Source organism: Nocardia camponoti, assembly GCF_014646135.1.
GTDB classification, from domain to species: Bacteria; Actinomycetota; Actinomycetes; order Mycobacteriales; family Mycobacteriaceae; genus Nocardia; species Nocardia camponoti.
The window spans coordinates 415,681-428,720 of sequence record NZ_BMMW01000003.1 but is presented as its reverse complement, the minus strand read 5'-3'; the positions used below and the strand labels follow the sequence as shown (position 1 = coordinate 428,720).

The window sequence follows — 13,040 nt, the reverse complement described above, 5'->3', positions numbered from 1 at the left end:
TTTCGTACTGCGAGCGAATTAGGAGGGCAGGAGGCCCTTGTTCGCCTGGAAGAAATTGATAACGGCGGGGTCGAGCTGCGAACCCTTCGCGCCGTTGAGGAAGTCGCGTGCGGGCTGCGGCACCGAAATGCCCTGCTGCTGCACAACTTCGAGAGCCCGATCGACGGCGGTGAACACCTGCGCGCTCGGATCCTGCACCTGCGGGACGTTGACCTCGGGAACAGAGATCTGCGGGGTCCACGAGTTGCCGGGCACGGCACGCTCGGAGGGGCCGCTGCTCAAACCAAGGCGCGACGAGCAGGACGGCCATGCGCCCCAACCCTGCGATGCGAGCACCTTCTCGGCAACCGCGATCTGCTCTTCGCGGGAGGCCTGGTTGGCCGTCGCGGCGTACTGGCCACCACCGTGGGCGTTCCAGGTAGACGGCGAGAACTGCAGACCGCCCTGGTAACCGTTGCCGGTGTTGATGCCCCAGTTGCCGCCTGCTTCACACTGTGCGAGACGATCCCAGTCGGAGTCAGGGGCCGCGCTGGCGTTTCCAGCAAGGGCAGCGGCTGCGGTGCCGAAGATCGCGCCGGTAACGGCGACCTTGGCAGCAGTGCGCCCGGTGGAGGTCGGCTTGCGATGGCGTCCACTCATATCGGGTTTCTTCCTCTCGTACGCATCTGCATGTGGTCCGGACTGAGAGGTCTCCCGGTCCGCCCTCACCCCTTGATTCAATCGGGGTCCGGTACCCGCGGGGCGAGGTTCGATGCGGCGGGCCGGTGGTTCCGAGGTGTCCCTCGGGCTGAGATGAACGGTACGACGGTCTTGGGCGAATGTCACTATTTGGTAACCGGCGGGTCCGGGATTGCCCTGACGGGTGTCAGCGAGGTCTCAGGGTGATCCATGACATGTCCGCGCAGGTAGTCGCGGTGCTGGTGGGGTGCGACCGACGTGCGCACACTTCGTAACCAGTCTGTGATGTGATCAAGCTCACAGTTTTGTAAAGCCATCCGGGGCATAACCGGGCGCGCGTCGCTACTTACGTGCCTGCCGACCCGACCACAGCGCGAAGAAGATGCCGAGCAGTAGCCCGACCGGGGTCAGCATCGCGAGGAGATACAGCCACACGCCGGGCGCGTTGCCCGTAATAAGCGTGACCGCGAAAATCGCGATAACCGAGATGATGCCGATCCCGAACAGGCCCATCGCGATCCGCAATAACACGTCGCTACGCCGTCGCTGACCGCCCGAACCGGGATGAGGAGTATTTGGCACAGCGCAACCGTAAAACTGATGTGCTCGCGACATCGCTACCGGGGTAGACTCTCCGAACTATCGCGCGTCCTGCCTGGTTGGGGGGCGCGTTCTTTTCGGGCTTAATTGGCAACGATGGACGGGTGAGCGCAGTGCCGACCGGCAGGGTGAAGTGGTACGACGTCGAAAAGGGCTTCGGCTTCCTTTCCCAGGACGAGGGCGAGGACGTCTATGTCCGCGCATCGGCGCTACCCGAAGGTGTTGAAGGCCTCAAGCCCGGTCAGCGCGTCGAATTTGGCATGGCAGCGGGTCGCCGCGGACCGCAGGCGCTCAGCGTGAAACTCGTCGAAGCGCCGCCGAGCGTGCGCGGCGGCAACGGCGCGTCGCCGACCGCGCGTAAAGACGCTGGCCCGCGCAAGTCGCCTGATGAGTTGCACGGGCTCGTCGAAGACATGATCACGCTGCTCGAAACGAAGGTGCAGCCGGATTTGCGTCGCGGCAAGTACCCGGACCGCAAGATGTCACAGCGGATTTCCGAAGTGGTGCGTGCGGTCGCGCGGGAGCTTGATCACTAGACCGCGGCCCCGCGCGTGGGGCATCGTGATCACGCCTCCGGCGTCGCGATGGACCACGCCGCGTGGGGCATATAACTTTCCTGGCCCGTCGCGCTGTCACGAATCAGGATCGGCAGGCCCACTTCGATGCCGGCAAGGCGCAAGTCCTCTTCGGGATGCGAATCGATCGTCAGCGCATGCACGCCCGCCGGGAAGTCAACGAAGCTGAGAACGCGGTCCACCTGAATCATCTTGTCGGCTCGTGAGTTGTCGGGCCGCAAATAGATCAGTTGGATCAGCCAGGGCGATTTGACGATTTGGTCGGGCAGCGACAACTGGACCGGGTAGCCCTTCCTTACCGGCAATGTGGCGGAATCGCCCTCGGTGCAATCGAGCATCCGCACCGTGCAGTACAGGTAAGGCGCGACCTCGATCGTCTTCCCGTTCGCATACGCGGTAATCACCGGCTCCGACTTCGGCGCCTTGTGCACCGCGTAACCGACGATTCCCGCCGTCGCAAAGACGACGACGGCTAGGCCCGCCGCGACCAGCGCGAGCACCTGACGAACGCTGAGGTTGCTCACCGTTGGGGGTCTCCTGTTCCGTGATTTCCGTGATGTGCCGCTGGCACTTCTTGCTTCGCGTGTTGTGGTCGGTTGCCGCCGAGACCGGGCAGCAGTGAATGCCCGGTGTAGGTGACGAAGGTTTGGATTCCGCCGATGACGAGCGCCACGCTGATCACCGCGAAACCTTTCCAGAATTCGATGGGCAGCAGCACGCCCGCCGCGCCGCCAACTACCCAACTGAGCTGCAAAACCGTCTCTGACCGGCCGAATCCGGACGCGATCGACTCCGGTGGGAGGTCGTCTTGGATCGCCGCGTCAAGCGAAACCTTCGCCAGCGCGCTCGCCCCCGACGCGATGAACGCCGCGCAGACCGCGCCAAAAAGGTTGCCGGTGAACGCCGCGAAAATCGCGATGGCGACGCACAGGGCGACACAGCCGAGCATGATTCTGGTCGGATGCCCGAGTTGGAGGCGCGCGCCGGTCGCGTTGCCGGCGAAGTTGCCAAGGCCAGCAGCCGCGCCCGCGGCGCCAAGCATGAGGGCCTGCTCGGTTGGGCTGCCGCCTGAACCCTTGGCGACGAACGGGATATAGAAGGTCAAAAAGCCGGTCAGGACGCGAATCGACCCGTTGCCCCACAACCCGGTGACCACCGCGCGTCCGAGCGGCTGACGACGTTTGCGCGCCGGAACCAGCGACTCAGTGCCAGGCGCGAGCACCTCGGTGTCGGCGTCGGCACCGTGATATTTCAGCGTCGCTGGGACTTCGCCCTCGGTCACTTCAACCCACGACGGAATGCGCAAACTCAACACCGCGCCCGCGATCGCGAGACCGGTCGCGAGCAGCAACACGCCGGTGGAATCGCTGACAATCGCGGTGAGTCCGGCGAGCGTGCCCGCGCCGATCGTGCCGACGACCAGCCCGAAAACGGTGAGCCGCGAGTTGGTGCGAACCAAGTCGATGCCCGGTGGCAGAACACGCGGCGTGACCGCGCTCTTGAGCACCGCGAACGATTTCGACCCGATCAGCATGCACAGCGCGAGCGGATACAAACCCCACGTGTGGAAAAACAGCAGCAGTAGGACCGCGCATACCGCGCGCAGGCCGAACGTGGTCGCGAGCGCGAGTCTTCGACCGCGTTGCAGTCGGTCGAGCAGGGGACCGATCAGCGGCGCGATCACCGCGAACGGCGCGATCGTGATCATCAAATACAGCGCGACCTTAGTTTTCGACTCGGCTGTCGCGCTTGCGAAAAACAGGGTGTTGGCGAGCGCGACGGCGATCGCGGCGTCGACGGCGAAGTTCGCGATCGTCGCGTAGGTGAGCGCGGTCAGCCCGGACTTGTCGGCACCGTCCGCTTTAGCCGCGCGCTGGAAGGTCGCGATGCCGCGCCCGGTGAGTTCGCGGCCACGCATCGCGGCTACGCGGGTGACGGTGAGTTTGCGCGGGTAGTTCGCAGGTTGGTCGCCGGCTTGTTGGGGGAGTTCGCGCGTGCCGGTTGGTTGCGCGCGACCTGGCTGGTCTGCGGGGATCGTCGCAGGGTCGGCTTTCCCTGGATCGGCGCGCTGAGGTTGTCCGGCTTGGGCGATGCGTGCCGTCGGCGGTTCGGGCGAAGCAGCGCGACCACGCTGCGCCGCGTCACGAGCGCGCCCGGCCTGGTCGGCAGCGATGCGCGCCGCCGCCGCATCCGTCGGTTCCGCGCGCCAAAACGCCCAGCGCGCCCGCGTGACCGAAACGCGAACAGCCTGGTCTGGATGAGGAAACACCTTGCGCCCTTGTCCGTTGCGCTCGTCGATCGGGGCATCGCCACGCGGCGGGTAATGCCCGTAGCCAGGGTGAGCCAGTCCCGGCTGGTCGCCGACACCGTCGCGGCGGCCACGGCCGGGACCGGCGGGATCGCGCGACGACAGTGGACTCACAGTGTCAATTCTGGCGCACGTCGCCGGTTACCGTTCGGTCGCATGCGGCTCGGCGAGCCCCCGATAACTATTGTTCGCCAGCTACCGCGGGACGAAGCGAACTTCGAAAACGTGCGGCCAGTATTTGCCGGTAAGCAGGAACCGATCGGTGCCGGGGATGTGCGCGATGCCGTTGAGGACGTCGGCGTTCGCGCGTTCGGCGTCGCTGAGCAGGCCATGTGCATCAATAACAGCAAGCACGCGACCGGTCTGTGGATCAATGTGGAGAATCTCGTCGGTCTGATAATTGTTGGCGTAAACCGTGCCGTCGGGTGCGCAATCGAGTTCGTTCGGCTTCGCGCCCGGATAGTTCGTCAGCGTGACGGAACCAACTTTTTCGAACGTCACTCGGTCGCGAAAGGTGAGGGTTTCGGTGCCGTCGCTCATCACGAGGCGGTCCGGCTGCGCGCACAGACCCCACCCTTCGCCCTGGTACGGCACGCGGCGTTGCTCGGCGAGGGTGTTGGGGTCGCGGGCGATCGCGAGACCGTCTTGCCAGGTGAGTTGCCAGACGATGTCGCCCGCGCGTGTCACGCCCTCGCCGAACAGTGGAGCAGGCAGGTCGGCGCGCGCGAGTTCGGCGCCGGTGGCGTTGTCGGTCGCGGTGATCGTCGACCGACCCCACATCCCGGTGCCCTCGTAGCGAACACCGTCGACCACCTCGAACCCCTGCGTGAAGGCTTGCGTGTCGTGCGGCGTTGTCGCCAACACCTCGACGCCAAGCCGCGCCGGTTGCGGCCCCGCATCCGCCCGACACGCGCCCGCGCCGACCATGCTGACCAGCACTGCGACGGCCAACGAACTCTGATTGCGCTTCATACGGCAAAATGTATGCCGTGAGCGCTGTATCTGTTTCAGAGTCCGGTGTGCGACCCGTTCTCCTCGACGCGGCTGAGGTCGCGTTTCGTGCGCTCGTCGAGCTGGAGCCAGAAGGGGTTGGCGGGCATCTCGGCGTGAATGCCGAAGATGAAACCGCGGCCACCCACCGCTTCGAAGCCACCCTTCCCGGCTACCGAGGCTGGCAGTGGGCTGTCGTTGTCGCTGCCCCGCCTGGCGCGACCCACGCGACGGTCAGCGAGTCGGCACTGCTGCCCGGTCCCGACGCCCTGACCACCCCCGAATTCATCCCGTGGGAGCAGCGGGTTCGTCCCGGCGACCTCGGTCCCGGCGACCTCCTCGCCCCACCCGCCAACGACCCGCGCCTTGTGCCCGGGTACGTCGCGACCGGCGACCCCGTCATCGACGAACTCGCCCGCGAAGTCGGCCTCGGCCGCGTTCAGGTGCTCAGCCGCGAAGGTCGCGCCGAAGCTGCCGAACGCTGGTTCACCGAGTTCGGTCCGGACACGGAAATGGCGAAGGCCGCGCCCGCCCCCTGCGGACTGTGCGGTTTTTACGTGCCGCTGGCTGGCGCGTTGCGCGAGTCGTTCGGCGTGTGCGCGAACGCGATGGGCGCGGACGGCCGGGTAGTGAACGTGAACTACGGCTGCGGCGCGCATTCGGACGTCGTCGCGCCGAGCGGCAACGGTTCCCCACTTTTCGAGGCATTCGACGACCACGCGGTTGAGATCGTTGAGCTGCGCGACCCGGTACGCGACGACTTCACGGCGATGTCGCCGGGAGTGCTGTCGCCGGAGGGTGCGTCGGGCGACGTTGACGGGCCGTCGACCGTCGATGCGGACGGCGCCGCGAGCGTGGTTGCCGAGACCCCGGCTGATGTGGTGCCAGAAGCTGGCCAGCCTGACGCAGCTACGGACGCGGAAGCCGCCCCGGCTGCCGCTGCCGCTGTCGATGCGAACGTTGCTGTGGACGCGGCGCAGGCTCCGAGAAGCGGGGTCAGCGCCGCAGATACGGGCGATGCTGACGAGACCGTCGACGTGGACGGTGCCGCGAGCGTGGTCATCGACGGGGCCATCGAGAGCCCGGCTGACGTGGTGACAGAGGCTGGCCCGTCTGACGCGACTTCGAGCGCTGCGGACGCGGAAGCCGCTCAGCGTGGCGCTGTCGACGTGGACGTCGCTGCAGAGACAGCAGAGGCTGCCGAGGACGCGCGCGGATCTAGCGCGGCGGTTGCCGACGACCGCGTAGCTAACGGCGCAGCCGAGACGGGCGACACTGAGCCTGCTGCTGGCGTTGCGGACCTCGCGGATGCCTCCACGGCGACGGCCAGCGAGGCCGACGCGGACGCGTCCAACTCCGCGACTGAGCACGGATCGCCGGTGGCATCCTGAACGCATCTGCGGGCGCGGATCCCTTCGGGACCGCGGCGCTGCGGGCCGGGGTGCTCGCGGCGTGGCGGGATTCGCCAACGCGACTGCGTGAGGACAGCGCCACCGAGGCCGACCTGGTCGCCGCTGGCTACCGCGACCGGCTGCTCACCGAACTAGCGCAAAACGCGGCCGACGCCGCGACGAAAGCGGGAGTGGCTGGCGAGCTCATGGTGTGGCTCGACGGTAACCAGCTCCATGTCGCGAATACCGGTGCGCCACTTGAACTTTCGGGCGTGCACGCCCTGGCCGCGCTGCGCGCTTCCGCGAAAACAAGTGCCGATCAGGTTGGCGAGTTCGGCGTCGGCTTCACCGCGGTGCGCACGGTTGGCGACGAGATTGAGGTCCGCTCGACAACGGGCTCGATCCGCTTCTCGGACTCGGGCACGCGAAAAGCGTTGAGCGAGAGTGCAATTAATGCCACCGAGCAGCCGCCAGTGCTGCGCCTGGTCTGGCCCACCGAGAACGCGCCGGTCGAAGGCACCGCGACCGAGGTAGTCATCGACCTGCGCCCAGGAGTCGACAAGGCGGCTCTGCTCACGACAATGCGATCGGACGCCCCGGACCTGCTCCTTGAACTGCCGGCGCTGCGCCGCATCAGCATCGACGGCGCTGAATTTACCAGCGCAACAACAACGCCCACATTCTCGCGCGCGACCGATAAAGACCCGTTCACGTCAGAACAAGATGCTTACCTAAGCGCGGCGGCCGCACTAGGCGCTTCCCCGGAGCCCGCCGCGCCCCTTGCGTCCGTCGTCGCTGCTTCAGCAGAGCCTGACCAGCAGGCTCCCGATCCCAGCGCCCCGCTCGATCCATCGGCCGTCGCGCTCCATACGCCGGTCCCGTCCGAGGGGAACCTCTTTGACCCCGTCGCGACATCCAGCAGCGCACAGCAAGAGCCCGTTGACGTCGGCTCTGAACGCGGATCGACGGGCCAAACGGCCAAAGAAGCAGCGCAGGACCCGCACGACGATGCTCGGCCTAACACCACGTCCGCGACCGAAAGCGACTCGGCCCTAAGCGAATTCACTATCACCTACCCAGACGGGTCAACCAAGCGCTGGTGGCAATACTCAGCCCCCAACGCCCGCTGGCTCCTCCCGCTGAAAAACGGTCGCCCCGTCGCCGCCCCACACGACGTCCTTAGAGCGCCCACCCGGTCCGACGAAGAGCTTTCTCTCCCAGCACTTCTCATCGCCGATCGCATCCCCATGCAACCCGACCGCCGCCGCATCCTCCCCGGCGCGAACCTGCCCGCACTGGCTGACGGATACGTCGACTTCGCCCGCGCCCTACCCCCGCGCGACCGCCTAACCCTCGTCCCCACACCGGGTTTCGCCCGCAGCGAGGTCGACGCGACCCTCCGTGAAGCCATCATCGCCGAACTGCGCACCTCAGACTGGCTGCCAGTCCAGCCCGCAGCCGCCGAGCCGCACCCGTCCACGATCGACCAGCCCGGGCAACCCGCTTCCGCCGAGCCGCACCCGTCCACGGCCGACCAACCCGGCGAAGAATCACTCGCACCTTTTGGGCCGAAGGGCGCGGGGACAGCAACAGCAATCCCCACTCGCGCAACCCTTTTCCCCGCCCTCACCCCCGACCTAGCCCGCGTCGCCAACTTCATCGACGCCCTAGTCATCCCCGAACTCTCCACCCGCGCCGCCCGCGAAAAGCTCACCACCCTCGGCGTCGCCAACCTCACCCCAGCCACGCTCGTCGACAACGCGACCGGCCTCGATCGCGACCCAACCTGGTGGCGCGACTTCTACAGCGCCCTAGCCCCTTTCGCCACCGATACCCGCGCCGCCGACGAACTCGGCGCGCTCCCGGTGCCGCTAGCTGACGGCAGGCTCGTCACCGGCCCGCGCACCGTCGTCCTCGATGACCAGCTCACCGTCGCCGCCCCGGTCCACTGGGCGCGACTAGTCCATCCCGACGCTGCCCACCCCCTGCTCGCCCAACTCGGCGCACGCAGCGCGACGGCCGATGACCTGCTCAACGACCCGGCACTGCGCGACCTCATCGAAGACGACCCCGCCGATGAAGACACCATCGACGCGGTCCTCCAGCTCGCCCCGTTCGCGACCCACATCCCGGCGTGGCTGTCGGAACTCGAATTACCCGATGAGACAGGCGAATCCCGTCCGATCGACGAACTCCTGCTGCCGAACGCGCCCCTAAAACAGGTGTTGACGCCCGACTCACCCTTCGGCACCGTCGATCAAGCCTTCGTTGACGCCTACGGCGAAGCGCCGCTGCGCGCGATCGGTGTTGGCTGGGGCTTCCAGCTCGTCACCGAAGCCGACCCACTTGGCCCCGACCACAACCTCGACGACGAGCAATCCTGGTGGGCGACCCTCGAATCCGAGCCCGCCGAGCTCAACGCGGTCCGCGACCTCGACCTAGTCGACGAGGACAACTGGCCAATCGCGTTGCGCCACTTGCTCGATGACCCACGCACGCGCCCACTCCTTGCTGACCCAACCGGTTACACCGCATGGTGGCTCAGCCGCAACGCTGTGATCGACGGCCTCCCCATCGGCCGCTACCGCCACCCCGCCGACACCGAATTCGCCGGTCTTCTCCCAGTTTTCGACAGCGCCGACGCCGACGCGCTTAAACACCTCCTGGTCGACAGCAGCGAGATCACCCCCGCGCTCGCCGAGGAACTCCTCGACGCGCTCGCCGACCCAGCGAACACCCCGACGCCCCAAGTGGTCGCGCAAACGCACGCCCGACTCGCGAAAGCGGTAGCAACCGGCGAACTCGACCCAACCGACATCGACCCGCCACACCAGGTCCGCACCCTCAACGGTGCGGTCAACGAATCGGCAATGGTCCTTGACAACCCGAGCCTTGGCCTCGTACTCCCACACGACCGCGTTGTCGTCACCGACAGTCACCCGGCCGAACTGGCCGAGCTACTTGACCTCCCGCTCGCCTCGCACCAGGTTCGCGCGGAAGTGGTCACCCAGGGTCGAGAAACAACCTGGGCCGAAGAACCTTTGGGCATCCTCTGGCGTCAACTGTGGAGCCCAACCGACACCAACCAGGCGCTGTACATCCACGACGAAAAGCTAGAAGTTCGCCTGACCGGCGCGGTTGATGGCACTTTCGCGGTCACAAACTGGATCGACCTCGACGGAACAACGCACCTAAAGGCTTAAAGCGAATCCGCGTGCGCGGCAACCATTTCCGCAAGCAGATCAAGCTGCGCGGCAACCGCCTCGCTGTCGTCATCGACAAGCCACCGCAACACCATGCCGTCGATCATGTTCAGAATGAACCGGCTCAACACCGTGACGGGCGTGGTGAATCGCGTTGACGTGGCGTCGGTGCAGTGACTGATCACGTCGGCAACGGTCGCGTCGTTGAACCCGTACTGTTCGCGCGCGATCGCGATTTTCGCGGGCGTCGCCTCACCTTCACGCAGGGCGTAGGTGGTTGTTTCGTAGGTGAGCAACTGGCGTTCGGGAGTGGCTTCGATGTTGCGCCACATCAACTCCAAACCATTGCGAACTAATTTCTGAAGCGCCTCTATTCCGGTTCCGGCGTCGGCCCAAACCGAATCATCCGCATCAACAGAATCGCGCAATTCCATCGACAACGCTTTGACCAACTCGGTCATCAGCGCGTCCTTGTTTTCGAAACAGTAATGCACCACACCAAGCGAGACACCGGCCGCTTGCGCGACATCGCGCGTGGTCACACCCGCGACACCCTTTTTTTCGGCAAGGCCAATCGCGGCCTCGATCAGATGGGTTCGCCGATCTTCGACGCTCAGTCGGGTGGACACCTCAGTGAGTTAATCGCGCACAACGCGAAAGGTCAATTCGCCTGTCCGGCAATAACCTCGGCAACTGAATTAAAGACCGACTTGCGCGCCTTTATCGCCCCTTCGCGCCGAACGTCGTTGCAGCGAGAAGATGCCAACGCCGAGCGCACCGACAAACAGCCCCATCAAACAGACCGGTCGGGCATCAGCCCATGCGGGCACGAGCCAAACAGTGGCAACCGAGACCGCCCAAAGGACGAACCCAACTGACACAACGGGCCAAGGATCGGTCAAACCGGGCGGCAAACGCGGTGGTACGGGGGTTGGGGGCTGGTCCATACCCAAAGCCTAGCGACCCGAAACCCATCAGGGGTAACCTCCGTACCGTAGAGTTCTGCACTGTGACAACGCCATCAGACGTCCGTACCCTGGCCGGGGATCTCTCACTGGCTGTCGTGCGGCTAACGCGACACCTGCGCGGACGCCGTTCCGACGCAAAGGTTTCGCTCACCCAGCTGTCGGCTCTCGCGACGCTGGCGCGTGATGGCGCGATGACGCCGGGAACGCTCGCAGGCAAAGAGCGCGTGCAACCCCCGTCGATGACGCGCGTGATCGCCTCCCTCACCGACCTCGATTTGGTGCAGCGCAAGCCGCACCCCACCGATGGCAGACAGATCATCGTCTCGCTATCGCCGTCGGGTCGGGAACTGATCGAAGACGAAGCGTCCGCGCGCGAAGCATGGATGACCGAGCAGCTGTCGTGCCTATCGCCGCAGCAGTTGGCTGTCCTTGACGAGGCCGTCGCGATCATGAACCAGATCGTCAACGAATCGGAGTAGTCGCGCCGAAGTCGCGTGCCAGGATGGGCGCGTGGCCGAAGTGATCGACATCGACGACCCAGGCGACCCTAGGGTCGATGATTTCCGCGATCTGTCCTCCGCGGATCGCCGTCCTGACCTGCCCGGTCGCAAAGGATTGGTGATCGCCGAGGGCGTCGTTGTCGTGCAACGGATGCTGTCGTCGCGGTTCACCCCAAGCGCGCTGCTTGGGGTGGACAAGCGTCTCGAACCTCTCGCCGACGACCTCGCCGACCTCGACGTGCCCTACTACCGGGCAAGTGCCGAGGTGATGGCCGAGATCGTCGGGTTTCACCTCAACCGTGGCGTGCTCGCTGTCGCGCAACGGCCTGCGGAGTTGACCGTCGACGAAGTGCTCGACGGCGCGCGCACGGTCGCGGTGCTCGAAGGGGTCAACGACCACGAGAACCTGGGGTCGATGTTCCGCAACGCGGCTGGTCTCGGTGCCGACGCCGTCCTTTTCGGCGACCGCTGCGCCGACCCGCTGTACCGCCGCGCGGTGCGTGTGTCGATGGGCCACGTGCTGCGCGTGCCGTTCGCGCAAATGTCGAAATGGCCCGCCGACCTGGACCTCTTGCGTGACCGTGGCTTCCAAATCATCGCGCTCACCCCGAACTCAGACGCAGTGAATCTCGCGACCGCGATGACCGGCGAACGGGTCGCATTGCTGCTCGGCGCGGAAGGCCCCGGTCTTACCGAGGAAGCGATGCGCGCCACCGACGTGCGCGCCCGCATTCCGATGTCGCCCGGCACCGACTCGCTCAACGTCGCGACGGCGGCGGCGATGGCGTTCTATGAACGGGTGCGCACGTCGTGAGTCCCGCGCCGGGCGGGCCATACCGGGCCCAACCCGATGCGGTGCCGTGGGCAATGGGAATCACGGTTGCCGTGCTTGTCGCGGCACTCGGCGCGGTCGCGGTTTTCGCGTTTGGCGTCGCGCTCGCCGAGGTCCACCCACTGCTCGCGATCGGGGTGAACGTGATCGCTGGCGCTGCGGCGGGGTACACGGCGTGGCCGTGGCGATTCACGCCGACGGTGCGATGGGTGGTTGCTGGGGGAGCAGTCGGCGTCGGATTAGGTTGGGCGGCACTGCTTTTCGTCGCGATCTACTGACGCGCCGTTCCACGCCTGAGCCATCGCGGCCCAGACCAACCACGCTTTGCCGGTGTAACTGGCGCTGGTGCAGCACCTTTCGGATACAACGTGAACCCGCTGACCGCCAGCGAGCGTGGGTCGATCCGTTCTTCGTCAGTGGCTTCGAGATACCGGTATCCCAACCACTGCGCGTTCGCCGCATCCGCGAAGTCGGCCGCGTCGAACGGCAGTGACCGCGAAACCGACGGCTGCGCGACCGCGTGCTCGCCCGCCCAAAACGGGCGTTCCCAGACGAGTGGAAGTCCCTCGTTCTCCAAAATATCGACCCTGGTTGAACTGAACGAGCGCCGAAATTCCCCACGCTCCCAATGCGCGAACGCACCCCAGTGCACCTCGGTGTCGAACGAGACGAGGTAGGTGTGTTCCGAAGCGAGCGGCCGAACCAACAGATCGGGCAGCTTGGTTGGGTGCACGAGTGCGGCCTCGGCCGTGCACACCACCGTCAGGCCCGGATATGACCCGATGTACACCTCGTCGCGGTTGGGCCCAGCGCATCCGGCGAGCGTGCCGACGGTGATCGGTCGGACGTCATGTTCGGGATAGAGCTGGGTCGCGAGGGCAGCGGCGGCGATAGGGTCGGATTCCGGTGCGGCGCGCAGCAATTCGACCGGGTCGTCGGTGTCGACGTACCACAGCGTTGACGCATTGCCGAGCACTTTGCCGCACCTCCGAGCT

Annotated in this window: 13 protein-coding genes and 1 pseudogene; 6 read left to right on the top strand and 8 right to left on the bottom strand. The window is 66.0% G+C overall.

Features of this window, described 5'->3' with window-relative positions; all coding sequences use genetic code 11:
* Nucleotides 1–18 precede the first annotated feature (18 nt).
* Nucleotides 19–639 carry a transglycosylase family protein gene (locus tag IEX78_RS16805; protein ID WP_188829937.1) on the bottom strand — a complete coding sequence of 207 codons (621 nt, stop codon included), beginning with the start codon at nucleotides 637–639 and terminating at the stop codon, nucleotides 19–21.
* A gap of 381 nt (nucleotides 640–1,020) precedes the next feature.
* Nucleotides 1,021–1,260 (bottom strand): hypothetical protein, encoded by a 240-nt coding sequence (locus IEX78_RS16800; protein WP_229684051.1) that lies wholly within the window; start codon nucleotides 1,258–1,260, stop codon nucleotides 1,021–1,023.
* A gap of 131 nt (nucleotides 1,261–1,391) precedes the next feature.
* Between IEX78_RS16800 and IEX78_RS16795 the strand changes: the two genes are divergently transcribed.
* Complete coding sequence (locus IEX78_RS16795; RefSeq protein WP_188830251.1) at nucleotides 1,392–1,814, top strand: cold-shock protein; 423 nt, start codon at nucleotides 1,392–1,394, stop codon at nucleotides 1,812–1,814.
* A gap of 29 nt (nucleotides 1,815–1,843) precedes the next feature.
* Here the strand turns inward: IEX78_RS16795 and IEX78_RS16790 are convergent, their stop codons facing one another.
* From IEX78_RS16790 to IEX78_RS16780, 3 genes are all read right to left on the bottom strand, one after another.
* Nucleotides 1,844–2,353, bottom strand: coding sequence for a DUF2771 domain-containing protein (locus IEX78_RS16790; protein WP_229684050.1), 510 nt, complete (start codon nucleotides 2,351–2,353; stop codon nucleotides 1,844–1,846).
* Nucleotides 2,354–2,373: 20 nt separating this feature from the next.
* On the bottom strand, nucleotides 2,374–3,945 hold the full coding sequence (locus tag IEX78_RS16785) for an MFS transporter (protein WP_373291614.1): 1,572 nt from the start codon (nucleotides 3,943–3,945) through the stop codon (nucleotides 2,374–2,376).
* A 411-nt stretch (nucleotides 3,946–4,356) separates the two neighbouring features.
* Nucleotides 4,357–5,133, bottom strand: coding sequence for a glutaminyl-peptide cyclotransferase (locus IEX78_RS16780; RefSeq protein WP_188829934.1), 777 nt, complete (start codon nucleotides 5,131–5,133; stop codon nucleotides 4,357–4,359).
* A gap of 8 nt (nucleotides 5,134–5,141) precedes the next feature.
* On the opposite strand from IEX78_RS16780, the pseudogene IEX78_RS24320 reads away from it, so the two are divergent.
* Nucleotides 5,142–5,888 (top strand): annotated as a pseudogene (locus IEX78_RS24320) (DUF3027 domain-containing protein); the annotation flags it as partial.
* A gap of 704 nt (nucleotides 5,889–6,592) precedes the next feature.
* Complete coding sequence (locus IEX78_RS16770) at nucleotides 6,593–9,745, top strand: sacsin N-terminal ATP-binding-like domain-containing protein (RefSeq protein WP_188829932.1); 3,153 nt, start codon at nucleotides 6,593–6,595, stop codon at nucleotides 9,743–9,745.
* Here the strand turns inward: IEX78_RS16770 and IEX78_RS16765 are convergent.
* Together IEX78_RS16765 and IEX78_RS16760 are read right to left on the bottom strand one after the other, a co-directional pair.
* On the bottom strand, nucleotides 9,742–10,374 hold the full coding sequence (locus IEX78_RS16765) for a TetR/AcrR family transcriptional regulator (RefSeq protein WP_188829931.1): 633 nt from the start codon (nucleotides 10,372–10,374) through the stop codon (nucleotides 9,742–9,744). The two genes, IEX78_RS16770 and IEX78_RS16765, sit on opposite strands and share 4 nt — an antisense overlap.
* 69 nt (nucleotides 10,375–10,443) lie before the next feature.
* Nucleotides 10,444–10,692 carry a DUF2530 domain-containing protein gene (locus tag IEX78_RS16760; protein WP_188829930.1) on the bottom strand — a complete coding sequence of 83 codons (249 nt, stop codon included), beginning with the start codon at nucleotides 10,690–10,692 and terminating at the stop codon, nucleotides 10,444–10,446.
* Nucleotides 10,693–10,754: 62 nt separating this feature from the next.
* Between IEX78_RS16760 and IEX78_RS16755 the strand changes: the two genes are divergently transcribed.
* From IEX78_RS16755 to IEX78_RS16745, 3 genes are read left to right on the top strand one after another with little or no spacing between them, the layout of a single operon-like run.
* Nucleotides 10,755–11,192, top strand: coding sequence for a MarR family winged helix-turn-helix transcriptional regulator (locus IEX78_RS16755; RefSeq protein WP_188829929.1), 438 nt, complete (start codon nucleotides 10,755–10,757; stop codon nucleotides 11,190–11,192).
* A gap of 31 nt (nucleotides 11,193–11,223) precedes the next feature.
* Nucleotides 11,224–12,027, top strand: coding sequence for a TrmH family RNA methyltransferase (locus IEX78_RS16750; RefSeq protein WP_188829928.1), 804 nt, complete (start codon nucleotides 11,224–11,226; stop codon nucleotides 12,025–12,027).
* Nucleotides 12,028–12,080: 53 nt separating this feature from the next.
* The gene (locus IEX78_RS16745) at nucleotides 12,081–12,323 is read left to right on the top strand and encodes a DUF2537 domain-containing protein (RefSeq protein WP_188829927.1); all 243 of its coding nucleotides are present in this window, start codon (nucleotides 12,081–12,083) and stop codon (nucleotides 12,321–12,323) included.
* On the opposite strand, the gene IEX78_RS16740 is transcribed toward IEX78_RS16745, so the two are convergent.
* Nucleotides 12,317–13,021 (bottom strand): DUF6928 family protein, encoded by a 705-nt coding sequence (locus tag IEX78_RS16740; RefSeq protein WP_188829926.1) that lies wholly within the window; start codon nucleotides 13,019–13,021, stop codon nucleotides 12,317–12,319. The genes IEX78_RS16745 and IEX78_RS16740 overlap by 7 nt on opposite strands.
* Nucleotides 13,022–13,040 lie beyond the last annotated feature (19 nt).

Bases quoted from the DNA above. Each gene is read 5' to 3' on its own strand.
- IEX78_RS16805 (WP_188829937.1), bottom strand. From the start codon at position 639: ATGAGTGGACGCCATCGCAAGCCGACCTCCACCGGGCGCACTGCTGCC.
- IEX78_RS16760 (WP_188829930.1), bottom strand. From the start codon at position 10,692: ATGGACCAGCCCCCAACCCCCGTACCACCGCGTTTGCCGCCCGGTTTG.
- IEX78_RS16745 (WP_188829927.1), top strand. From the start codon at position 12,081: ATGGGAATCACGGTTGCCGTGCTTGTCGCGGCACTCGGCGCGGTCGCG.
- IEX78_RS16780 (WP_188829934.1), bottom strand. From the start codon at position 5,133: ATGAAGCGCAATCAGAGTTCGTTGGCCGTCGCAGTGCTGGTCAGCATG.